The organism is Blastococcus sp. TF02-09, assembly GCF_003319105.1.
Taxonomy (GTDB): domain Bacteria; phylum Actinomycetota; class Actinomycetes; order Mycobacteriales; family Geodermatophilaceae; genus Blastococcus.
The window spans coordinates 328637-350461 of sequence record NZ_QOHH01000002.1 but is presented as its reverse complement, the minus strand read 5'-3'; the positions used below and the strand labels follow the sequence as shown (position 1 = coordinate 350461).

Here is a 21825-nt window from a genome sequence, read left to right as displayed (position 1 = left end):
GTGGGGGAGACCTTCGCCGACCTCGTCAGCGACGGCCCGCTGCTCGTGGCCGCCGCGGTCGCGGCGCTGGTCGGGCTGATCAGCTTCGCCTCGCCCTGCGTGCTGCCGCTGGTCCCCGGCTACCTCTCCTACGTCACCGGCCTGGTCGGCTCGGGAGCGCGGACGACGGCGGCCGCGCCCTCCGGCGCCGGCGGGACGGCGACGGCGGTGCGCACCGACGAGCGCGCCCCCCGCGGCCGCATGGTGCTCGGCGCCTCGCTGTTCGTCCTCGGCTTCACCGCCGTCTTCGTCGCCATCTCCACCGCGTTCGGCGGGCTGGGCCGGCTGCTCCTCGTGCACAACGAGGAGATCACCCGCGTGATGGGCGGGGTCACCGTGCTGGTCGGCCTGGGCTTCCTCGGCTGGCTGCCACTCCTCCAGCGCACCAAGCGGCTCAGCGTGCGCCCCACCCTCGGGCTGGCCGGCGCCCCGCTGCTGGGCGTCGTCTTCGGGCTGGGCTGGACCCCCTGCCTCGGTCCGACGCTGGCCGCTGTGCAGAACCTCGCCTTCGCCGAGGCGACCGCCGGGCGTGGGGCGCTGCTCGGGCTGGCCTACTGCCTCGGGCTCGGCGTGCCGTTCGTCCTGGTCGCGCTGGGGGCCCGCTGGGCCGTCGGCGCCATGACCTTCCTGCGGGTGCACGCGCAGGCGGTGACCCGCTTCGGTGGCGCCGTGCTCGTCGTCGTCGGGCTGCTGCTGCTCACCGGCGCGTGGACCGACATGATGCGCTGGCTGCAGGGCTGGCTGGCGGCCAACGGCCTCGCGGAGAGCTCGCTGTGACCACGACCGCGCCCGCGCCCACCCCGGCCCCGCCGCCGCCCGCGCGCCCCTCGGCCGGCCGCCGCGTGACCGCCCGGCTGCTGGCCTGGTGGCGCCGGCTCACCGCGATGCGCACGGCGATCGTGCTGCTCTTCCTGCTGGCGCTGGCCGCCGTCCCGGGCTCGCTGCTGCCCCAGCGCTCGCTGTCGCAGACCAACGTCCGCCAGTACTTCGCCGACCACCCGGACCTCGCACCGGTGCTGGACCGGCTGTACCTGTTCGACGTCTTCAGCTCGCCCTGGTTCGCCGCGGTCTACCTGCTGCTGTTCATCTCGCTCATCGGCTGCGTGGTGCCGCGCGCGGTCGAGCACGCCCGTGCGCTGCGCGCCGCACCGCCGCCGGCCCCGCGCAACCTGCTCCGGCTGCCCGACTCCGGCCAGGTGTCGACGCCGCTGGCTCCGGCGGCTGCGCTGGACGTCGTGGAGGAGGAGCTGCGGGTCCGGCGCTACCGCGTGGTCCGCCGGGGCTCTGCCCACTCCGCCGAGTCCAGCGGCACAGACCTCTCCGCCGAGAAGGGCTACCTCAAGGAGACCGGCAACCTGCTGTTCCACCTGTCCCTGATCGCGCTCCTGCTGGGCCTGGCCGGCGGCAAGCTGTGGGGCTACGAGGGCAGCATCCTGGTCACGGAGGGCGATGGCTTCTGCAACTCCTTCCAGCAGTACGACACCTACTCCTCCGGGCCGCTGGTCGACTCCGGTGACCTGTCGCCGACCTGCGTGACGCTGGAGGACTTCCGGGCCGAGTACGAGCCCGACCTCACGGCGTCGTCCTTCACCGCCGACATCCGCCACGGCGGGCCCGGCGAGGAGGGCCGGCGGGCGACGATCGGGGTCAACGACCCGCTGCGCTCCGACGGCGACCGGCTCTACGTCACCGGCCACGGCTTCAGCCCGATGTTCAGCGTGACCCTGCCCGACGGGCAGACGTTCGAGGACATCTCGGTGCCCTTCCTGCCCTCGGACCTGCAGACGATGGCCAGCGAGGGCGCGCTCAAGCTCCCCGACGTCGGCGGTGACACCCAGCTGGCGCTCGAGGGGTTCTTCGCCCCCACCGGGCTGGTGCAGGGCGGCGTCCTCACCTCGATCAACCCCCAGCCGCTGAACCCGACGGTCGCGATCGTCGCCTACCAGGGCTACCTCGGGCTGGACTCGGGCATCCCGCAGTCGGTCTACTCGCTGGACGCCAGCCAGATCGAGCGCGGCCGGCTGGTCGAGGCGGGGTCGGCGAACCTGTCGGTCGGGGAGTCGTTGACCCTCGAGGACGGCACGGTCATCACCTTCGGCGGCTTCGAGGAGTTCGCCGCCATGCAGTACTCGCACGACCCGGGCCAGGTGTGGGTGCTGGTGTCGGCGATCTCGCTGCTCACCGGGCTGCTCGCGCTGCTCCTGCTGCGCCGGGAGCGGGTCTTCGCCCGGGCCGCGCCCGCTGCCGACGGCGGCGGTACCGTGCTGACGCTGGCCTCGCTGACGCGGGGCAGCGGCGAGAGCGCCCCCCGCTTCGCCGCCCTCACCGACGACCTGAGGGCCGCGCTCGCCGCCCGCACCGCACCGCACTCGGAGGTCCCGCCCCGTGACTCCTGACCAGTCGCTCCTCGACCTGTCGGACACCTTCTTCTCGATCGCCGTCGCGCTGTACTCGGTCGCGCTGGTCGCCTTCTGCGCGGAGCTCGCCTTCGGGCGGCGCCCGCAGCGGGCCCGCGAGCTGGTCGCGGCCGGAGGCGGCTCGGTCGCCGTCGACACCGGGGACGACGCCGCGGAGGTTGCCGACCGGGCGGCGCAGCGCCGGGCGCAGCGCTGGGGCGCCCTGGCCATCGGCGTCACCGTGCTCGCCGCCCTGGCGCACGCCGCCGTCCTGGTCTGCCGCGCACTGGCCCTGCATCGGCTCCCCTGGGGCAACATGTACGAGTTCGCGACCGCGGTCGTGCTCGTCTCGGTCGTCGCCTACGTCGTGCTCGCCGTGCGCTCCCCGGCGTTGCGGCACATCGGCGTCTTCGTGCTCGCCCCCGTGGTCCTGGGCATGGTCGCCATCGGGCTGTTCCTCTACGTCGAGGGCGCGCCCCTGGTCGCCGCGCTGCGGTCGGCCTGGCTCGGCATCCACGTCACCGCCGCCATCCTCGGGTTCGGCATCTTCCTGGTCAGCGGCATCGCCAGTGTCCTGTACCTGGTGCGCAGCAAGGACGAGGCGAAGCCGGCCGAGGAGCGGGGCACCGGCTTCGTGTCGCGGCTGCCGTCGTCGGCCGTGCTCGACCGGCTGGCGCACCGCACCGCCGTCTTCGGCTTCCCGATCTGGACCTTCGCGGTGATCGCCGGCGCGATCTGGGCGGAGAGCGCCTGGGGCCGGTTCTGGGGCTGGGACCCGAAGGAGACCTGGTCGTTCATCGCCTGGGTGATCTACGCCGGCTACCTGCACGCGCGGACGACGGCCGGCTGGCGCGGCCGCCCCGCGGCATGGGTCAACGTCGTGGGCCTGGTCGTCATGGTCTTCAACCTGACCTTCGTCAACCTGGTGTCCAGCGGCCTGCACAGCTACGGCGGGAAGTAGCGCCGCGTCCGCTCACGGAGAGTGAGGCCCGGCCCGGCCGGGGCGGCGTGTCGGTGACGGATGCGCCGGTGACGTGCTTCCATGCAGCCATGACGGCGCCCCGAGCGAGGTCCTCAGCAGGTCACCGTGGGTAAGCACACCGCGGCCGACGACGAGACGGTGCACCCGCTGGTCGCCGCAGCGCTCTCCCGGCGCTCCGGTGCGGCCGCCGGCGCGCACGGCGAGCACTCCGGAGGCAGCACGGGCTGGCCCCTGCCCGAGCGTAAGGGCGGCGGAGCCGTCGGCTGGCCGGGCGACCTCGACGCGGCGCCCGAGGCGCACCCGCAGGAGCCCGCGGCCGATCCGGTGCTCGCACCTGCGGGGCGGACCACCCCCGTGCCCGCCCGGCGGGGCTGGCGGCGGCTGTTCGGGGCACGCCCCGCCGCGTAGCGCCCGGTCCTGCCGGGCGGGGCCGGAGCGGAGATCAGGCGGGCGTGCCGTCGTCCCTGCGGGCGCGCCGCTCGAGCTCGCGGAGGAACTCCGGGTCGTCGTCGGGCGCCAGCGGCCGGGTGGGCCGCTGCGGCCGGGGACGCCGGGGCGGACGGGGGCCACGCAGCCCTCCACCGGGGCCGCCCGGATTGGCTGCGGCCCGCATGACCAGCGCGATCACGACGATCGCCGCCACGAGCACCACCAGGAAGATCATGGTCACACCCCCTCGTCCCGACCCAGCGTACGACCGCGGCGATACTCGGTGCCGGACGAGTTGCGCGGGCGAACCGGGGAACCGGCCGCCACGAGGACGGAGAGCACGCCATCGACGCCGTTGACCGGCACCTGATCGAGCTGTTGCGGGCCAACGGCCGGGCCAGCTACGCCGAGCTCGCCCGGCAGGTCGGCCTCTCCTCGCCCGCGGTGCACGAGCGCGTCGGCAAGCTGGAGGCGGCGGGCGTCATCACCGGCTACCGCGCCGTCATCGAGCCCTCCTCGGTGGGCCTGGACGTCACCGCCCTCATCGGGGTGATCGAGAGCGACTCCGTCGACGACACCGGCCTCGAGGCCGCGATGCGCGAGGTGCCCGGCATCGAGGACTGCTGGCGGGTGGCCGGCAGCGAGGGCTACGTGCTCAAGGTGCGTGTGGCGGACATCCCGGCACTCGAGGGCACGGTCAACGCGTTGAACCGGATCAGGGGCGTGGCACGCACCCGCACCACCGTGGTGCTGTCGACGAAGTGGGAGGGCCGGCATGGCTGAGCACGAGACCCCGGCGAGCCCGGCCGGACCCACCGGAGGAACCGCGACGCCGCCCAAGGTGCTGCCCTGGCTGGTCCTGCACACCGTCGGCCGGCTGGGCATCTTCGCCCTGCTGACCCTGCTGCTGTGGTGGTTCGGCGGACTCGACTTCTGGTCCGGGCTGCTGTTCGGCCTGCTGCTGTCGATGCCGGTCTCCTACGTCGCGCTGCGGCCCTCGCGGGAGCGGCTCAGCGAGGCGCTCGTCGCCCGCAACCTGGCCCGCCGCGCGCAGAAGGAGCAGCTGCGCTCGCGGCTCAGCGGCGAGCAGCCGCCCGCCTGACCGTCAGCCGCTGAGCGCCAGCCCGGCGGCCAGCAGCACCCCGGTCACCAGCGTGAGCCGGCCGGTGCCGCCCAGGGCGGCGATGAGCGCGGGGCCGCGGCCACCGCCCAGCACGGTCCGCAGCGGCGGCACGCCCAGTGGCACCGCGAGCAGCGTAATGAGCACCCAGGGCCGGACGACGCCCACGGCCAGCACGACCAGCAGCGCGACGACGAACAGCCCGGCGAACGCCCACCGGGTGCCCCCCTCGCCCAGCAGCACCGCCAGGGTGCGCTTGCCGACGAGCGCGTCGCCGTCGATGTCGCGCACGTTGTTGACCACCAGGATCGCCACGATCAGCAGCCCGACGGGGACGGCGACGGCCCAGGCCAGCCCCGGCAGCGTGCGGGTCTGCACGTAGGTGGTGCCGACGACGGCGACGAGCCCGAAGAACACGAAGACGAAGACCTCGCCCAGCGCCCGGTAGCCGTAGGGGATCGGCCCGCCGGTGTAGGTCCAGGCGGCCAGGATGCACACCGCCCCCACCGCCACGAGCCACCAGCTGGTCAGCGCCGCCAGCACCAGCCCGGCCACCGCCGCGACGGCGAAGGAGAGCATCGCGGCGACCAGCACCGCTCGCGGCGACGCGGCGCCCGAGCCCACCAGCCGCATGGGCCCGACCCGGTCGGCGTCGGTGCCGCGCCTGCCGTCGGAGTAGTCGTTGGCGTAGTTCACCGCGACCTGCAGCGCCAGCGCGACCACGAGCGCCAGGAGCGCGGTGGCCGGGCGGAACCCGTCCAGCGCGGCGGCGGCGCCGGTGCCGACGAGCACCGGCGCGACCGCGGCCGGGAGCGTGCGGGGCCGGGCACCGGCCAGCCACTGTGCGGGGGTGGCCACTCAGACCTCCGGGATCAGGGCGGCGACCGCGCGGCGGTCGGGCTTGCCGGTGTGCAGGGTCGGGACGGCGGCCAGCACGTGCAGCTGCCGGGGTGCGGCCGGTGCGCCCAGCCGGTCGCCCACCCAGCGACGCAGCTCGGCCAGGTCGGGGGCGCGGTCACCGGACGGGACGACGGCGGCGACGACCCGCTGGCCCCACTCCGGGTCCGGCCGGCCCACGACGACGGCGTCGGCGATCCCCGCGTGCTCGCGCAGCACCGCCTCCACCGCCGCGGGCGCGACGTTCACTCCGCCGCTGATGACCACGTCGTCGAGCCGCCCGCGCACGGTGAGCCGGCCCGCGTCGTCCAGGTCCCCGGCGTCGCGGGTGCGGAACCAGCCGCCCTCGAACGCGGCGGCGGTGGCGGCCGGGTCCAGCCGGTAGCCGGTGGCGAGGACGGGGCCGGCGAGCTCCACCCCGCCGTCGGTCACGCGGACCCGGACGCCGTCCAGCGGGGTGCCGTCGTAGACGCAGCCGCCCGCGGTCTCGGTCATGCCGTAGGTCGTGACGACGCGGACGCCGTCGGCGCGGGCGCGGGACAGCAGCGCCGGGTCGGTGGCGGCTCCGCCGACCAGGACGGTGTCGAACGCGCGCAGCGCGTCGGGCTCGGTGTCGAGGAAGCGGACCAGCTGGGTGGGCACCAGGGCGGTGTACCGGCGGTCGCCGGCCGGCATCCGGGCGAGGGCCGCCGCCAGGGCCTCGCCCTTGTCCAGCACGACCGCCTCGCGGCCGGCCAGCTCGCTGCGGCAGAGCACCTGCAGACCGGCGATCGCCGAGACGGGCAGCGCGAGCAGCCAGCTGCCCGGCCCGCCGAGCCGGTCCAGCGTCGCCGTCGCGGACGCGCGGAGGGCGTCGACCGTCAGCAGCACGCCCCGGCCGGTGCCGGTGGAGCCGGAGGTGACGACGACGAGGTCGGCGCCCTCCTCCAGGGGGACCTCGGGCCGGAGCACCGCGCGGGCGGCCTCGACGGCCGCGGGCGGGCCGGCCGGGAGGACGGCCAGCGGCCGGTCGCCGTCCAGCGCCGCGCGCACGTCGGCCTGGCTCACCTCGGCCGCGGGGACGAGGGTCAGGTGCCGGGCCACGAGGGACGAGCGTACGTCGGAGGGGAGGCAGGACCCGACGGGAGAGGGCGTGTCCAGCCCCGGTGCAGGCTCCCGCCGCGAGCGGGCGAGCGGTGGGGGGCAGCGGGGTCCTCCTACTGTGTCGGCCATGAGCTCGAACTCCGCGACGGGCGGTGGGCCGTCGACGGACGCGTGGGTCTACTCGGTCCGGCTGCGCAACCGGTTCCGCGGCATCGACGTGCGCGACGGCGTGCTGTTGCGCGGCCCGGCCGGCTGGGGCGAGTTCTCCCCGTTCTGGGACTACGACGTCGCGGAGAGCCGGCGCTGGTGGGCCGCCGCCGTGGAGGCCGCCACCGTCGGCTGGCCCGCCCCGGTGCGCGACTCGGTCCCGGTGAACGTCACGGTGCCCGCGGTGGACGCCGAGCGGGCGCACGCCATCGTCGCCGCGTCCGGGTGCCGCACGGCCAAGGTCAAGATTGCCGAGCCGGGGCAGACCGAGGCCGACGACCTCGCCCGCGTGGAGGCCGTGCGCGACGCCCTCGGCCCGTCGGGCGCGGTGAGGGTCGACGCGAACGCGGCCTGGGACGTGGACACCGCCGTCACCCGCATCCGGGCGCTCGACGCCGCCGTCGGCCTGGAGTACGTCGAGCAGCCGTGCGCCACGCTGGAGGAGCTGGCCGCGCTGCGCCGCCGCATCGACGTCCGGGTGGCCGTCGACGAGGGGGTGCGGCGCTCGGCCGACCCGCTGGCGGTCGACCTGCGCGAGGCCGGGGACGTCGTCGTCCTCAAGGTGCAGCCGCTGGGCGGGGTGCGGGCCGCCCTGCGCGTCGCCGAGGCGCACGGCCTGCCCTGCGTCGTCTCGTCGGCGCTGGAGAGCTCGGTCGGCATCGCCGCCGGGGTGGCGCTGGCCGCCGCCCTCCCGGACCTGCCGTTCGCCTGCGGCCTGGCCACCGTGGCGATGTTCACCGAGGACGTGTCGAGCACGCCGCTGCTCCCGGTCGACGGCGCCCTGCCCGTCGCCCGGCCCGAGCCCGACCGGCAGGCCGCGGTGGCCGCCGACGCGGAGACCGAGCAGCGGTGGGCCGCGCGGATGACCGCGGTGATCACCGCATGAACCCCTCGACCGCCTTCGCCCGGGTCGTGGTCGACGAGCTGCTGCGCGGGGGCGTCACCGATGCGGTGCTCGCCCCCGGCTCCCGCTCGGCGCCGCTGGCCCTGGCGCTGGCCGCCGGGGAGCGCTCCGGCCGGGTGCGGCTGCACGTGCGCATCGACGAGCGGACGGCGTCGTTCCTGGCGCTGGGCCTGGCCAAGGCGTCAGGCCGGCCGGTGCCGGTGCTCACGACCTCGGGAACGGCGGCGGCGCACCTGCACGCGGCGGTGCTGGAAGCCGACGCCAGCGGGGTGCCGCTGCTGGCGCTCACCGCCGACCGGCCACCGGAGCTGCGCTCGACCGGCGCCAACCAGACCATCGAGCAGGCGCAGCTCTTCGGGGGTGCCGTGCGGTGGGCGGCCGACGTCGGCGTGCCCGAGGAGGGACGCGAGGCGGCGCAGAACCGCTACTGGCGCTCCGTCGTCGCCAGGGCGCTGATCACCGCCACCGGGGCGCTGTCGGCCGACCCCGGCCCGGTGCACCTCAACCTCGCCCTGCGCGACCCGCTCATGCCGGGGGACGACGACGGCGGCGCCCTGGACGGACCGTGGGCCGGCCGCCCCGACGGCGCTGCGTGGACCGCGGCCCAGCCCCCGCCCGGATTCGCCGCCACCGCTCACCGGCTGCCCCCGCGCACGCTGGTGATCGGCGGCGACGGTCCCGCGCACGCGGCGCCCGCACTCGACGGCTCCTCCCGATGGCCGGTCGTGTCCGAGCCCAGCAGCGCCGCCTGGGCGGGCAGCCTCCGCGGCGGCGTGCTCCTGCTGGGCGCTCCCGACTGGCTGGCCGCGCACCGCCCGGACCACGTCGTCGTCGTGGGTCGGCCGACGCTGTCCCGGCCGGTGAACGCGCTGCTCGCCGATCCGGGGATCACGGTCGAGACCGTCAGCGCGGTCCCGCGCTGGGCCGACGCGGTGCGGAGCAGCACCCGCGTGACCCGCATCCTCGCGGGCTCCGAGGGTGACGGGTCCGACGAGGACTGGACCGCCTCGTGGCGGGCGGCCGCCGACCGGGCCGGGGCCACCGTCGACGCGGTGCTCGACGCCGCGCCGGAGCTCACCGCCGCCCGACTGGCCCGCGACGTCGTCGCCGCGCTGCCGGCCGGCGCGCTGCTGGTGCTCGGGTCGTCGACGCCGGTGCGCGACGTCGATCGGCTCGCCGTGCCGCGGGCGGACCTGACCGTGCTGGCCAACCGCGGGGTCGCCGGCATCGACGGCACGATCTCCACCGCCGTCGGCGCGGCGCTCGTGCACGGCGGTCCCGCGTTCGCGCTGATGGGCGACCTCACCTTCCTGCACGACCTCACCGGGCTGCTGACCGGCGAGGGCGAGCGCGTCCCCGATCTGACCGTCGTGGTGCCGGACAACGACGGCGGCGGCATCTTCGCCCAGCTCGAGCCCGGTGAGGACCGTTACGCGGAGGGCTACCGCCGGGTGTTCGGCACGCCGCACGGCCGCGATCTGGTCGCCGTGGCGGAGTCGCTCGGCTGGGCCGCGACGCGGGTGTCGACGGCGGACGAGCTGCCGGCCGCTCTGGGGCTGGGCGGACCGCACGTGGTCGTCGTCCGCACCGACCAGCGCGCGGAGGCCGCTCTCGCGCGCGACCTCCGTGCCGCCGCTGCGGCTGCCCTGCACGGCTGACGGCGCCGCGCCGCCGTCCACAGGGAGGTCTCGCCCGGACGGCGCGGACCCCTAGGGTGACCCGCGAGCACGGCGCGCGCCGTCACTTCTGGGGAGAGCACACATGACGGACCGCATCTGCGGCGCCTGCGGGGCTCCGGTGGGACCCGACACCGCCTTCTGCGGCTCGTGCGGCAGCCCGGTGGCGCCGGTGCAGGCCCCGGCCGCGCCCCATCCGCAGGCGCACGGCGCCACCTCCGTCCAGCACGGCGCCTCCTACGGCGGGCCGCCGGCCGGCGGCCCGTACGGGGCCCCCGGCCAGGGCGGTGCCCCGTGGGGGTCGGCGACGCCGCAGGGCGGTCCTGCGGCGCGCGGTGCGATCGACGCCCTGCTCGGCGGTGACTGGCGGGGCGCGCTCAAGGCCGCCGGGTTCTCCGTGCTGGCCATGCTGGCGCTCGCGCTGGTGGGTGTCCTGCTGTTGGCCGCGGGCGAGCTCGGCGTCCGCGAGGTCGTCGCCCTCACCGCGGGTGCGGTGTGCACCGCCGTGGGTGGCGACGTCTTCGTCGAGAGCTCCGCCGACATCCTCGGCGACGACGAGTTCTTCGACAGCGGTGGCGAGCCGTTCTTCGACGGCGTCGTCAGCGGCTCCGGCAGCGTCGGTCTGCTGCCCCTCACGCTGACCTTCACCGGCCTGGGCCTGCTGGCGTGGCTCTTCCTCCGCTCGCTGCGCGCCCGCGGGGTGCACGGCGGCCGCGACCTGCTGCTCCAGGGCGCGCGCACGACGCTGGTGTTCGCGGTGCTGTTCCTCCCGCTGGCCCTGCTGACCCGCTACCGCATCGACGAGGTCGACGCGGAGTTCGCCCCCATCGACAGGGTCGGGGTGTCGGTCTGGTCGACGCTGATCGGCGCGGTGCTGTTCGCCGTCGCCACGACCGGCCTGGTGTGGCTGTTCTCCCGGCAGACCCGCGGCGGGCTGCCGGCGCGCCTCGCCGCCGTCCGCGCCCAGGCGGTGGCCCCGCTGCTCGGCGCGCTGGCGGTCCTCGCCGCCGGGCTGCTCGGCGTGGTGGCCTTCCTCGTCTGCAGCCTCGTCCAGAACGACGAGCGCGTCGCGCAGCTCGGCGTCCTGGTGCTCGGCGCCGGCAACGGCGCGCTGGCCAGCGTCCTGTGGTCGGCGGGTGTCCCGCTGGGTACCGACACCGGGCTCGGCGGCCTCGGCATCGACCTCGGTGCCACCGCGGACAGCGTCGATCTCTTCACCTTCACCGAGGAAAGCGCGTGGGTCTGGCTGGCGCCGGTCGTCCTGCTGCTCGTCCTGCTGGTGGTGGCGACGGTGCTCACCGTCCGCCAGAACTCCGTCGCCGAGGCCCGCCGCGAGGCGTTCCGCTTCGCCGGCGCGCTGGCGGTCGTGGCGTTCGCCGCGGCGCTGCTGCTGCGCATCTCGTCCGAGTTCTCCGGCGGGGTCGCGTCCTTCGGTGCCTCCGGAAGCGCCTCGGCGACGTTCAACCCGGTCATCGCCGCGGTCGCCCTGGGGCTGTGGGGTCTCGTCGCCGGCCTGCTCGGCCCGGTGATCGCGACGCGGATCTCCAGTTCGCTGGTCACCCGGCTCCGCGGCCGCTTCGGCGTCGCGGCGCCCCGTCCCGTCGCTCCGGCCACGGGCGCCGCCCAGGGCTGGCAGCAGCCGGGCGGTCAGCAGCCCACGCAGCAGTTCGCGCAGCCGCCCCAGCCGCACCCGTACGCGTACGGGCAGCCGCCTCCGCCTCCGCCGCCCTACGAGCAGCAGGCCTACCAGCCCCAGCCCTACGAGCCGCAGCCCTACGCGCAGCCGCCGCACGAGCAGCCGCCCTACCCGCAGCAGCAGCCGCTCCCGCCCGTTCCGCCGCCCGGCCAGTAGGAGTTCCCCGATGAGTCGCGACGAGGACGGCGGCGCGGCGTGAGGTACTGCGGTGCCTGCGGGGTGCAGGCCGGCGGCGCGCAGCGCTTCTGCATCACGTGCGGGGCGAACCTGCAGCCGACCTCGTCGTCCGGGCGGGGCACGGCCGCGGAGCCGGCCTTCTCCTACCCCGTCCCGTCGGTGGCGTGGCCGTCCGCCCAGGCCACGCCGTCCGCCCCGGTCACGCCGCTGGCCGAGGTCGCGCCCGCGGTCCAGGAGGCCGGGCCGCGGCACGCGCGCCCCGCCCGCGACCCCGGCCGACCGCTGCGGGTGGCGACGCTCGCCTGCGCCGGCCTGCTCGTCGTCGGTGGCGGCTACCTGGTCGGCGACCGTCTGCTGCTGGCCGACGACGACCCGGCGGCGGCGCAGGCCGTCCCGGGCACCGTCGACGCCGCCGCGGCAGTCGACCCCTCGTCGACCGCGGGCTCCTCCACGGCGACCGCCACGGCCGCCCCGCCCGTCGCCGGACCGCTCCTGCCCGTGTCGGTCACCGCCTCCTGCTCGGCCCCGCCGGCCGTGGACGCCGCCGGTGCGCCGGTCACCTTCGACCCGGCGAACACCCTGGACGGGGTCGGCGGCACAGCCTGGCGCTGCGCGGGCTCCGCCGTCGGTCAGCGCCTGGTCTTCGACTTCGGCCGGCCGGTCGTCGTCTCCTCGGTCGCGCTCGTCCCGGGCTACGCCAAGACCGACCCGGTCGACGGCACCGACCGCTTCGGCGAGAACCGCACGGTCACCGCGGTCGCGTGGGGCTTCGACACCGGTGCGGTCCACCGGCAGGACGTCGCCGCGCCGAGCCGGGACCTGGCGGAGGCGCCGCTAGACCAGCCGGTGACGACGACGCGGGTCGTGCTGGAGATCGCCGGCACCGGCAACGACGGCGCGATCCGGGACTTCACGACGATCAGCGACGTCGCGTTCGCCGGGTCCGGCTGACGGCTCCTCAGCCCTCGAGCGCGTCCTGGAAGGCGGCGAACTTCGCCTGGGTCTCGGCCAGCTCCGCGGCGGGCTCGGAGCCGGCCACGATGCCGCAGCCGGCGAACAGCCGCGCCCCGCCGTCGGCAGTGAGCTCGGCGCACCGCAGCGCGAGGCCGAACTCGCCGTCGCCCCGGGCGTCGAGCCAGCCGACCGGTCCCGCGTAGCGGCCGCGGTCCATGCCCTCCAGCTCCCCGATCAGCGCGGCGGCAGCGGGCGTGGGCGCCCCGCACACCGCCGCGGTCGGATGCACCGCGCCGACCAGCTCCAGCAGTCCGGCCGAGCCGCGCTGGGTGCCGGTCACGTCGGAGGCCAGGTGCCGCACGTTGGCCAGCGTGAGCAGCGCGGGCTCCTCGGGCGCGGTGAGCTGGCTGCAGTAGGGCGCGAGCGCGTCGACCAGGGAGTCGACGGCCCAGGCGTGCTCCGCGCGGTCCTTGGCCGAGTCGAGCAGCGCGGCGGCCAAACGGTCGTCCTCGGCTCCGGCGCCGCGCGCCGCCGTCCCGGCCAGGACGCGGGAGGACAGCTGCCGCCCGGTGCGCCGCAGCAGCAGTTCCGGGGTGGCGCCCAGCAGCCCGTCGACGGCGAAGGTCCAGCAGTCCGGGAACCGCGCGGCCAGCCGGCGCAGCAGCTGCCGCGGGTCGAGCGCCGGCTCGGCGGAGACCAGCAGGTCGCGGGCGAGCACCACCTTGTCCAGCTCACCGGCGTCGATCCGGGCGACGGCGGTGGCGACGGCGGCGCACCAGGTGGCCGGGTCGAGGGCGCCGTCGGCGTAGCGCAGCCGGGGCGCGGGGCCGTCGGCCGGAGCGGGGGAGCCGCCCGCCTCGGGAGGGACGCCGTCGCCGACCGTGGTGATCCAGCCGACGCCGTCCCGCCGGCCGACCACCACCTCGGGGACGACGAACACCGACGTCCCGGCCACCGGGTCGAAGGCGATGCTGCCGAACAGCACCGGGCCGGAGCCGGGGATGCCGAGGTCGTCGGCGACGTCGAGCCCGGCGGTGTACCGCTCCCACCAGGCGGCGGCGTCGGCCAGCGCGGTGGGGCCGGTGACCTCCAGGCGGGCGGCCTCGCCCCAGCCGACCAGCCCCTCCCCGCGGCGGACCCAGGACAGCCCGGGACCCCCCGGCAGGAGGTCGAGCAGCTCGCCGGCGTCGTCGGTGCGGACGGTCGTGACGGTGCGCGCAGCCGCTGCCGGAGAGGTCAGAGCGGGCGCGGCCACGCCCCCAGCCTAGGAGGCCTTGTAGCGTCGTCGCCGTGGCCGACCGGCGAGACACCCAGCACACCGCCGGACTGCGGGCCGATCTGGACAAGCGACCGGCCGAGGTCGCGGCCATGTTCGACCGGGTCGCGCAGCGCTACGACGTCACCAACACGGTGCTCTCGGGCGGTCTGGACGCCTCCTGGCGGAGGGCGACGAGGCAGGCGCTCGGCGCCCGGCCGGGGCAGACGGTGCTCGACGTCGCCGCCGGCACGGCCGTCTCCACCGTGGAGCTGGCCTCGGGCGGGGTGCGCGCCATCGCCTGCGACTTCTCGCAGGGCATGCTGCGCGCCGGTGCCGCCCGCGCGGTGCCCAAGGTGGCCGGCGACGCCATGGCGCTGCCGCTGGCCGACGCGAGCGTCGACGGCGTCGTCATCTCCTTCGGCCTGCGCAACGTGGCCGACCCCGACGCCGCCCTCCGCGAGTTCTCCCGGGTGACCAAGCCCGGCGGCACGCTCGTGGTCTGCGAGTTCTCGCGGCCGACGTGGGCGCCGTTCCGCACCGTGTACCTCGAGTACCTGATGCGGGCGCTGCCGCGCATCGCCCGGGCGGTCAGCAGCAACCCCGAGGCCTACGTCTACCTGGCCGAGTCCATCCGGGCCTGGCCCGGTCAGCCGGACCTCGCCGGGCGGCTGCAGCAGGCCGGCTGGGCCGACGTGGCGTGGCAGAACCTCACCGGCGGCATCGTCGCCCTGCACCGGGCCCGCCGTCCCGCCTGAGTCAGGCGCGCTCCAGCACGCAGAACTCGTTCCCGTCCGGATCGGCCAGCACCACCCACGGGACGTCGCCCTGGCCGACGTCGACCCGCGTCGCGCCCAGGGCCAGCAGCCGGTCCACCTCCGCCTGCTGGTCGCCGTCGGCTGCGAGGTCGAGGTGCAGCCGGTTCTTCGGTGCCTTCTGCCGCACCGGCGGGCCGCCCCAGGTGATCTTCGGTCCGCCGTGCGGCGAGCGGATGGCGGTCTCCTGGTCCTGGTCCCACACCAGCGGCCAGTCCAGGGCCCGGCTCCAGAAGTACCCGACCTCCTGGGTGCCGTCGGAGGCCAGCGCGCCCACGAAGCCGCAGTCGGCGAGGAAGGAGTTGCCCGCCTCGATCACGCAGAACTCGTTGCCCTCCGGATCCGCGAGCACCACGTGGCCCTCCTCGGGCCGCTGGCCGACGTCGATGTGCCGGCCACCCAGCTCCAGCGCCCGCGCCACCATGCGCCGCTGGTCCTCCGGCGAGGAGCTCGTCAGATCAGGGTGCATCTGGTTCGGCACGGACTTCGGCTCGTCGGTCGGGGCGAAGCGGAACACGAACCCGGTGTCGTCGTCCGGCAGCAGCGCGATACCGCCGCGGGGGTCGTCGGTGATCTCCCAGCCCAGCAGCCCGCCCCAGAAGCGGGCGAGGCGGGCGGGGTCCTGCGCGTCGACCGTGAGCGCGACGAGGGAGCACGACATGGGCGTCAGATTCCGTGGCCGGAGAGGCCCGCGCAAGGCACTTTCCGGCCTAGCGTCGGTCCATGACGAGCCCGCCGTCCCCGCAGCCTCCGTCGCCGTCCCCGTCGCCGACCGACCCGATCGCCCCGCCCGAGCCGGCCCCCTACCCGGTGCCCGATCCGGGCGACCCGGTCGCGCCGCCGCCCACGGGGCCGCAGCCGGTCTGACCGTGCGCCGGGCAGCCTTCGCCGACCGCCGCGACGCGGGGCGGGCGCTGGGTGCCCGGCTGGCCGGGACGCTGACCGGCGACGTCATCGTCCTCGGCCTGCCCCGTGGCGGTGCGGTGGTCGCCGCGGAGGTGGCCGCCGCGCTCGGCGCCCGGCTGGACGTGCTGCTGGTGCGCAAGCTGGGCCTGCCCCGGCAGCCGGAGCTCGCGATGGGCGCGGTGGCCGCGATCGGCGACGCGGTCGAGACCGTGCGCTCCGCGGAGGTCCTGGCGGCCGCCGGGATCGACGAGGCCACGTTCGCGGGGGTGCGCGACCGCGAGCTGGCCGAGCTGCGCCGCCGCCAGGCCGCCTACCGGGGTGCCCGGCCGGCCGTCGACGTAGCCGGCCGCACCGTCGTCCTCGTCGACGACGGCCTGGCGACGGGGGCCACCGTGCGTGCCGCGCTGCGGGTGCTGGCCGGACGACGTCCCGCGCGGACCGTCGTGGCGGTTCCGGTCGGCTCACTCACCGTGGTCCGCGAGCTCGAGGCCCTCGCCGACCAGGTGGTCTGCCTGCTGACGCCGTCGTCGTTGCGTGCGGTCGGCGGCGCCTACCGGGACTTCGCCCAGACCTCCGACGACGAGGTCCGCCGCGCCCTCCGGGACGCCGCCGCGGATCACTGATGCATCCCGATTGCAGGGGACGCTGTCGTGTTGGTCACACCTCGGCCTAGAGTGGGGACCGAGCCACTTTGTGAATCAATTCACAAAGTCGGGACGAGGGAGTGGACGCAGTGCCAGGGACGACCGACCGGAGCGCCGACGTCATCGTCGTCGGCGCCGGCCCGGCCGGGTCCGCCGCGGCATGGCGCTTGCGGCAGGCCGGCCGAGAGGTCGTCGTGCTGGAGAAGGCGGACTTCCCGCGCGAGAAGGTCTGCGGTGACGGGCTCACCCCCCGCGGCGTGAAGGCGCTGCAGGACCTCGGCATCGACACCTCCCCGCGGGCCGGCTGGGTGCGGCACAAGGGCCTCCGGGTGCACGGCGGCGGCGTGGTCACCGAGGTGGACTGGCCCCGCCTGGAGACGTGGCCCGATCACTCCCTGGTCCTGCGGCGCAGCGAGCTCGACGCCCGCCTGGCCGCCCACGCGCAGACCGCCGGCGCCCGGGTGCACACCGGGGTCACCGTCACCGAGCCGCTGCTCGACGACGCCGGACGGGTGGCCGGCGTCCACGCCCAGGCCGGGCCCGACCGGGAGCCGCAGGTGTGGCGGGCGCCCCTCGTCGTCTCCGCCGAGGGGCTCTCCGGCCGGCTCGCCAAGGCGGTGGGCCTGGTCCGCCGCGAGGACCGGCCGCTCGGTGTCGCCGTCCGCCGCTACGTCCGCTCGCGCCGGGCCGCCGACGACTACCTCGACATCTCCTTCGACCTGACCGCGACCGGCCCCTCGCGCGACTCGATGCCCGGCTACGGCTGGATCTTCGGGATGGGCGACGGCACCGCGAACGTGGGCTACGGGCTGCTCGACACGCGACGCGGCACCGGCGCCGACCACCGGGCCGTGCTGCGCACCTGGCTGGACACCTTCCCGGCCGAGGAGGGTCTGGGCGAGGAGGACGCCGTCACGCCGCTGCGTGGGGCGGGTCTGCCCATGGCGCTCCACCGGGGGCCGGCCTACACCCGCGGCCTGCTGCTGGCCGGTGACGCCGCCGGCACGGTGAACCCGGTCAACGGCGAGGGCATCAGCTACGCGCTGGAGACCGGGCTGATGGCGGGGGAGACCGCCGCCGACGCGCTGTCCCGGCCGGAGGGACCGGTCCGGGAGTCGGTGCTCCGTCGCTACCCGGAGCGGCTGCGGGCCGCCTACGGCCGCCACCACCGGCTGGGCATGGGGTTCCTGGCCCTGCTCGCCCGTCCCGAGGTGGTCCGGTTCACGACCGCCCACGGGCTCACCCGGCCCGCACTGGTCGCCGCCGCGCTGCGCCTCATGGGCAACCTGACCGACGGTCGGGACGGCGACGCCGTCGACCGCGCCGTCGCCGTCCTCACCCGCCTGGCCCCGGCGGTCTGACGTGGGCGACGACGTGCTGCGCGCCGCGGTCGACACGGCGACGACCCGTTCCGGATGGGCACGGAACGTGACCGTCCTCACTCTAGGGTGGCGCTGATGCTGTCGACCTACGTGCCGATCCTGGGGCTGTTCGCGCTGGCCGCCGCGTTCGCGCTGTTCTCGGTCGCCGCGGCGCCCTACGTGGGGCCGCGCCGGTTCAACCGCGCCAAGCTCGACGCCTACGAGTGCGGGATCGAGCCGGTCGACCAGCCGCTGACCGGCGGCCGGTTCCCGGTGAAGTACTACCTGACCGCGATGTTGTTCATCATCTTCGACATCGAGATCGTCTTCCTCTACCCATGGGCCGTGCACAACGAGGCGCTGGGCGTCTTCGGCCTGGTCGAGATGGTCGTCTTCATCGCCACGGTCTTCATCGCCTACGCCTACGTGTGGCGCCGCGGCGGGCTCGAGTGGGACTGAGGGAGGGCTGACGGTGGGTCTCGAGGAGAAGCTGCCCAGCGGCGTGCTGCTGACCAGCGTGGAGAAGCTGGTCAACTGGACGCGCAAGTCCTCGCTGTGGCCGGCCACGTTCGGGCTGGCGTGCTGCGCGATCGAGATGATGGCGACCGGTGCGGGCCGCTACGACCTGGCCCGGTTCGGCATGGAGGTCTTCCGGGCCTCGCCCCGCCAGGCCGACCTGATGATCGTCGCCGGCCGGGTGAGCCAGAAGATGGCGCCGGTCCTGCGGCAGATCTACGACCAGATGCCCGAGCCGCGGTGGGTGCTCGCGATGGGCGTCTGCGCGAGCTCGGGCGGGATGTTCAACAACTACGCCGTCGTCCAGGGCGTGGACCACATCGTCCCGGTGGACATGTACCTGCCCGGCTGCCCGCCGCGGCCGGAGATGCTCACCGACGCGATCCTCAAGCTGCACCACAAGATCATGAACGAGCCGCTGGGGGCCAAGCGGGCCCGTGAGCTGGAGCGCGAGCGGGCCGAGGGCACCGCGCCGGACCTGCTCGTCGAGATGCCCTCGACCGTGCGCGTGGACAAGGAGGCGCGGCGGGCCTACGAGGCGGCCGCCGCCGAGGGGCGCGCCGGGCAGTTCGCCATCGAGCGGCGCAACGGCAACGCGGTGCTGCTGCCCGAGGAGCGGCCCAGCGGCATGGGGAAGGCCTGGCGATGACGGGGCCGGGAGACCTGGAGCGCGACGAGGCGGGCCACGACGAGGCCACGGCGCCGTCGGGCGGCTTCCGGAAGGGCGCGTTCGGGGTCAGCGGCAGCGGCGACACCTCCGGCTTCGGCGGGCTGGTGCGGGTGGAGCCGGGTGGCGCGGTGGCGCTGCACTCCACCGAGCGCCCCTACGGCGGCTGGTTCGACGAGGTCACCGACGCGCTGATCGACGCCGTCGGGCAGTCCACCTACGACGCCGCCGTGCAGCGCGTGCTGGTCGACCGGGGCGAGATCACCTACTTCGTGGCCCGCAAGCACCTGCTCACGCTGGCGCACGCGCTGCGTGACGACGAGGCGCTGCGCTTCGAGCTGTGCAGCAGCGTCTCCGGCGTCGACTACCTCGACAGCGGCGGCCCGGCCGTGGCGCCGCACCGGCCCCGGCTGCACGTCGTGCTGCACCTGACGTCGATGACCTACCGGCGGCGGATCCGGCTCGAGGTGGCCGTCACCGCCGAGGACCCGCACGTCCCGTCGGTCACCGGCATCTACCCGACGGCGGACTGGCACGAGCGGGAGACCTTCGACATGTTCGGCATCGTCTTCGACGGCCACCCGGCGCTCACCCGGATCCTCATGCCCGACGACTGGGACGGGCACCCGCAGCGCAAGGACTACCCGCTCGGCGGCGTCCCGGTCGAGTACCACGGCGCGACCATCCCGCCCCCGGACACCCGCCGGGCCTACAGGTGAGGGGCGCCCACCGATGAGCACCACCTACGACCCGTACGCCGGCTCGCGGGAGACCACCGAGGGCCGCGTCTACACCGTGACCGGCGGCGACTGGGACCTCACCTTCGCCGACGCCCAGGACCAGGACCGCCTCGTGGTCAACATGGGGCCGCAGCACCCCTCGACCCATGGCGTCCTGCGCCTGGTCCTCGACCTCGAGGGGGAGACGGTCACCAAGGCCCGCGTAGTCATCGGCTACCTGCACACCGGCATCGAGAAGAACACCGAGTACCGCAACTGGGTGCAGGGCACGACGTTCGTGACGCGGATGGACTACCTGTCGCCGCTGTTCAACGAGACCGGCTACTGCCTGGCCGTCGAGAAGCTACTGGGCATCGAGGCGCCGCAGCGGGCGCAGACCATCCGCGTGCTGGTCATGGAGCTCAACCGGATCGCCTCGCACCTGGTGGCCCTGGCGACCTTCGGCATGGAGATGGGCGCCCTCACGGGCATGACCAACGGCTTCCGCGAGCGGGAGATGGTCCTCGACTTGCTCGAGGAGATCACCGGCCTGCGGATGAACCACGCCTACGTCCGTCCCGGCGGCCTGGCGCAGGACCTGCCCGAGGGGGCGGTCGACAGCATCCGCGAGTTCCTGCGGATCTTCCCGAAGCGGGTGGCCGACTTCCACCGGCTGCTCACCGGCCAGCCCATCTGGCAGAACCGGCTCAAGGACGCCGGCTACCTCGACGTCACCGGCTGCGTCGCGCTCGGCGTCACCGGGCCGGTGCTGCGCGCCGCGGGCCTGCCCTGGGACCTGCGCAAGGTGGAGCCCTACCTGGGCTACGAGACCTACGACTTCGAGGTGCCGACCGCCGACACCAGCGACGCGTGGGGCCGCTACCTGGTCCGGATGGCCGAGGTCAACGAGTCGCTCAAGATCGTCGCGCAGGCGCTGGACCGGCTGGAGCCGGGGCCGGTCATGGTCGAGGACAGGAAGATCGCCTGGCCCGCGCAGCTGAGCCTCGGGCCCGACGGCATGGGCAACTCCGCCCAGCACGTCGCCCACATCATGGGGCAGTCGATGGAGGCCCTGATCCACCACTTCAAGCTGGTCACCGAGGGCTTCCGGGTGCCGGCGGGCCAGGTGTACGTGCCGATCGAGTCGCCCCGCGGCGAGCTGGGCTACCACGTGGTGAGCGACGGCAGCACCCGCCCGTGGCGGGTCCACGTGCGCGACCCCAGCTTCGTGAACCTGCAGGCCACGGCGGCGATGAGCGAGGGCGGCATGATCGCCGACGTCATCGCCGCGATCGCCTCGCTCGACCCCGTGATGGGAGGCGTGGACCGCTGATGAGTGCACTTCCCGGATCCGCCGAGGGGACCGCCGTCACCGGTCTGGACTCCTCGCCCGTGCAGCCGGCCCCGGCCGACCTGCCGCCGCTGACCGAGCAGACCCGGCTCGAGGCGCGGGAGATCATCGCCCGCTACCCGAGAGCCCGGTCGGCGCTGCTGCCGATGCTGCACCTGGTGCAGAGCTACCAGGGCTACGTGTCGCCCGAGGGCGTCGCGCTCTGCGCCGAGGAGCTGGGCCTGACCAAGGCCGAGGTCGGCGCGGTCGCGACGTTCTACACGATGTACAAGCGCCGCCCCACCGGCCGGCACATCGTGAGCGTCTGCACCAACACGCTGTGCAGCGTGCTGGGCGGCCAGCGGATCATGGACGCGCTCTCGGCCGACCTCGGGGTGCACCACGACGAGACCGCCGCCGACGGCTCGATCACCCTCGAGCACGCCGAGTGCCTCGCCGCCTGCGACTACGCGCCGGTGGTCACCGTCGACTACGAGTTCTACGACCAGCAGGACGTCGACAGCGCGCGGGCCCTGGTCGCGGCGCTGCGCCGCGGGGAGAAGCCGCTGCCCACCCGCGGCGCACCGCTCACCGACTTCCGGGGGATCTCCCGCCAGCTGGCCGGTTTCTCGCAGTACGGCGACGCCGCGGCAGCCCGCGACGCCGTCGACGCGCCGGGCGCCCTGGAGCCGACGCTGGCCGGCCTCCGGCTGTCCGTCGAGCGCGGCGAGTCCGCCCCGCCGATGCCCGCCGGCACGCCGTCGGCGTCGGAGGACGACGGGGAGCCACGGGAGACGGTGCGCCCCTCGGGCAGAACCGGCGAGACCCCGGAGAAGGAGGCCGGCGACGCCCGCGTCGCGGCCGCGGACAACCCCGCCGAGCGCGCCGGTGCGGCGCAGACCCACCCGGACGCCGGCAGCGAGTACGGCCGCGACCGGTCCCGCGAGCGACCCGGCACCGGCACCGACACACCTGCGGGCACCGAGCTGGGTGCTGGCTCACAAGGTCCCGCCACCCCACCCCCGGCCAGCCCGGGTCCCGGGAAGGCCTGA

Annotated in this window: 23 protein-coding genes and 1 pseudogene; 19 read left to right on the top strand and 5 right to left on the bottom strand. The window is 75.5% G+C overall.

The genetic code is table 11. From position 1 onward, the window contains the following. The 4 genes from DQ239_RS04175 (at nt 1) to DQ239_RS04160 (ending at nt 3825) form a co-directional block, all read left to right on the top strand. Nucleotides 1–816 carry a cytochrome c biogenesis protein CcdA gene (locus DQ239_RS04175; RefSeq protein ID WP_113833034.1) on the top strand — a complete coding sequence of 272 codons (816 nt, stop codon included), beginning with the start codon at nt 1–3 and terminating at the stop codon, nt 814–816. Further along, entirely contained in the window at nt 813–2435 is a 1623-nt protein-coding gene (locus DQ239_RS04170; RefSeq protein ID WP_233488724.1) for a cytochrome c biogenesis protein ResB, read from the top strand. The genes DQ239_RS04175 and DQ239_RS04170 overlap by 4 nt, the downstream gene beginning before the upstream one ends. After that, the gene (ccsB, locus tag DQ239_RS04165) at nt 2425–3396 is read left to right on the top strand and encodes a c-type cytochrome biogenesis protein CcsB (protein WP_113833033.1); all 972 of its coding nucleotides are present in this window, start codon (nt 2425–2427) and stop codon (nt 3394–3396) included. The genes DQ239_RS04170 and ccsB overlap by 11 nt, the downstream gene beginning before the upstream one ends. Before the next feature lie 126 nt (nt 3397–3522). Next, entirely contained in the window at nt 3523–3825 is a 303-nt protein-coding gene (locus DQ239_RS04160; RefSeq protein ID WP_113833031.1) for a hypothetical protein, read from the top strand. A 34-nt stretch (nt 3826–3859) separates the two neighbouring features. Here the strand turns inward: DQ239_RS04160 and DQ239_RS04155 are convergent, their stop codons facing one another. Continuing rightward, nucleotides 3860–4081: a hypothetical protein gene (locus tag DQ239_RS04155; protein WP_113833310.1), complete on the bottom strand. Its 222-nt coding sequence runs from the start codon at nt 4079–4081 to the stop codon at nt 3860–3862. 110 nt (nt 4082–4191) lie between these two features. On the opposite strand from DQ239_RS04155, the gene DQ239_RS04150 reads away from it, so the two are divergent. Continuing rightward, nucleotides 4192–4629 (top strand): Lrp/AsnC family transcriptional regulator, encoded by a 438-nt coding sequence (locus tag DQ239_RS04150; protein ID WP_113833029.1) that lies wholly within the window; start codon nt 4192–4194, stop codon nt 4627–4629. Further along, complete coding sequence (locus DQ239_RS04145; protein WP_113833026.1) at nt 4622–4948, top strand: DUF4229 domain-containing protein; 327 nt, start codon at nt 4622–4624, stop codon at nt 4946–4948. Before DQ239_RS04150 ends, DQ239_RS04145 begins: the two co-directional genes overlap by 8 nt. A 3-nt stretch (nt 4949–4951) precedes the next feature. Here DQ239_RS04145 and DQ239_RS04140 read toward each other — a convergent pair whose 3' ends face one another. Next, nucleotides 4952–5824 carry a 1,4-dihydroxy-2-naphthoate polyprenyltransferase gene (locus tag DQ239_RS04140; protein WP_113833024.1) on the bottom strand — a complete coding sequence of 291 codons (873 nt, stop codon included), beginning with the start codon at nt 5822–5824 and terminating at the stop codon, nt 4952–4954. Beyond that, a complete protein-coding gene (gene menE / locus DQ239_RS04135) occupies nt 5825–6946 on the bottom strand; it encodes an o-succinylbenzoate--CoA ligase (protein WP_233488722.1) in 1122 nt (373 codons plus the stop codon). A 127-nt stretch (nt 6947–7073) separates the two neighbouring features. Here menE and DQ239_RS04130 point away from each other — a divergent pair, with 127 nt between their 5' ends. The 4 genes from DQ239_RS04130 to DQ239_RS04115 all read left to right on the top strand — a co-directional run bounded on the left by DQ239_RS04130 (nt 7074) and on the right by DQ239_RS04115 (nt 12557). Next, the gene (locus DQ239_RS04130) at nt 7074–8039 is read left to right on the top strand and encodes an o-succinylbenzoate synthase (protein WP_113833020.1); all 966 of its coding nucleotides are present in this window, start codon (nt 7074–7076) and stop codon (nt 8037–8039) included. Next, the gene (gene menD, locus DQ239_RS04125) at nt 8036–9715 is read left to right on the top strand and encodes a 2-succinyl-5-enolpyruvyl-6-hydroxy-3-cyclohexene-1-carboxylic-acid synthase (RefSeq protein ID WP_113833309.1); all 1680 of its coding nucleotides are present in this window, start codon (nt 8036–8038) and stop codon (nt 9713–9715) included. The genes DQ239_RS04130 and menD overlap by 4 nt, the downstream gene beginning before the upstream one ends. Before the next feature lie 103 nt (nt 9716–9818). Beyond that, complete coding sequence (locus DQ239_RS04120) at nt 9819–11585, top strand: streptophobe family protein (RefSeq protein ID WP_113833018.1); 1767 nt, start codon at nt 9819–9821, stop codon at nt 11583–11585. Between the two features lie 39 nt (nt 11586–11624). After that, nucleotides 11625–12557, top strand: coding sequence for a discoidin domain-containing protein (locus DQ239_RS04115; RefSeq protein ID WP_147251994.1), 933 nt, complete (start codon nt 11625–11627; stop codon nt 12555–12557). Between the two features lie 7 nt (nt 12558–12564). Here the strand turns inward: DQ239_RS04115 and DQ239_RS04110 are convergent, their stop codons facing one another. Further along, on the bottom strand, nt 12565–13815 hold the full coding sequence (locus tag DQ239_RS04110) for an isochorismate synthase (protein WP_113833013.1): 1251 nt from the start codon (nt 13813–13815) through the stop codon (nt 12565–12567). Nucleotides 13816–13850: 35 nt separating this feature from the next. On the opposite strand from DQ239_RS04110, the gene DQ239_RS04105 reads away from it, so the two are divergent. Then, nucleotides 13851–14573 (top strand): demethylmenaquinone methyltransferase, encoded by a 723-nt coding sequence (locus DQ239_RS04105; protein WP_113833011.1) that lies wholly within the window; start codon nt 13851–13853, stop codon nt 14571–14573. Nucleotide 14574: 1 nt separating this feature from the next. Here DQ239_RS04105 and DQ239_RS04100 read toward each other — a convergent pair whose 3' ends face one another. Next, nucleotides 14575–15291 carry a VOC family protein gene (locus DQ239_RS04100; RefSeq protein WP_113833009.1) on the bottom strand — a complete coding sequence of 239 codons (717 nt, stop codon included), beginning with the start codon at nt 15289–15291 and terminating at the stop codon, nt 14575–14577. Nucleotides 15292–15353: 62 nt separating this feature from the next. Here DQ239_RS04100 and DQ239_RS20540 point away from each other — a divergent pair, with 62 nt between their 5' ends. The 8 genes and pseudogenes from DQ239_RS20540 to nuoE all read left to right on the top strand — a co-directional run bounded on the left by DQ239_RS20540 (nt 15354) and on the right by nuoE (nt 21825). Further along, a complete protein-coding gene (locus tag DQ239_RS20540; protein ID WP_199582607.1) occupies nt 15354–15497 on the top strand; it encodes a hypothetical protein in 144 nt (47 codons plus the stop codon). A gap of 2 nt (nt 15498–15499) precedes the next feature. Then, nucleotides 15500–16159 carry a phosphoribosyltransferase family protein gene (locus DQ239_RS04095; RefSeq protein WP_113833007.1) on the top strand — a complete coding sequence of 220 codons (660 nt, stop codon included), beginning with the start codon at nt 15500–15502 and terminating at the stop codon, nt 16157–16159. 110 nt (nt 16160–16269) lie between these two features. Then, nucleotides 16270–17541 carry a geranylgeranyl reductase family protein gene (locus tag DQ239_RS04090; protein WP_199582604.1) on the top strand — a complete coding sequence of 424 codons (1272 nt, stop codon included), beginning with the start codon at nt 16270–16272 and terminating at the stop codon, nt 17539–17541. 99 nt (nt 17542–17640) lie between these two features. After that, nucleotides 17641–18000, top strand: a complete 360-nt coding sequence (locus tag DQ239_RS04085; protein WP_199582664.1) for an NADH-quinone oxidoreductase subunit A — start codon at nt 17641–17643, stop codon at nt 17998–18000. A 13-nt stretch (nt 18001–18013) separates the two neighbouring features. Further along, a pseudogene (locus DQ239_RS20820) lies at nt 18014–18463 on the top strand (NADH-quinone oxidoreductase subunit B family protein); the annotation flags it as partial. A gap of 239 nt (nt 18464–18702) precedes the next feature. Next, nucleotides 18703–19443 (top strand): NADH-quinone oxidoreductase subunit C, encoded by a 741-nt coding sequence (locus tag DQ239_RS04075; RefSeq protein ID WP_113833001.1) that lies wholly within the window; start codon nt 18703–18705, stop codon nt 19441–19443. A 13-nt stretch (nt 19444–19456) separates the two neighbouring features. Next, nucleotides 19457–20776: an NADH-quinone oxidoreductase subunit D gene (locus tag DQ239_RS04070; RefSeq protein ID WP_113832999.1), complete on the top strand. Its 1320-nt coding sequence runs from the start codon at nt 19457–19459 to the stop codon at nt 20774–20776. Then, entirely contained in the window at nt 20776–21825 is a 1050-nt protein-coding gene (gene nuoE / locus DQ239_RS04065; protein ID WP_113832997.1) for an NADH-quinone oxidoreductase subunit NuoE, read from the top strand. The genes DQ239_RS04070 and nuoE overlap by 1 nt, the downstream gene beginning before the upstream one ends.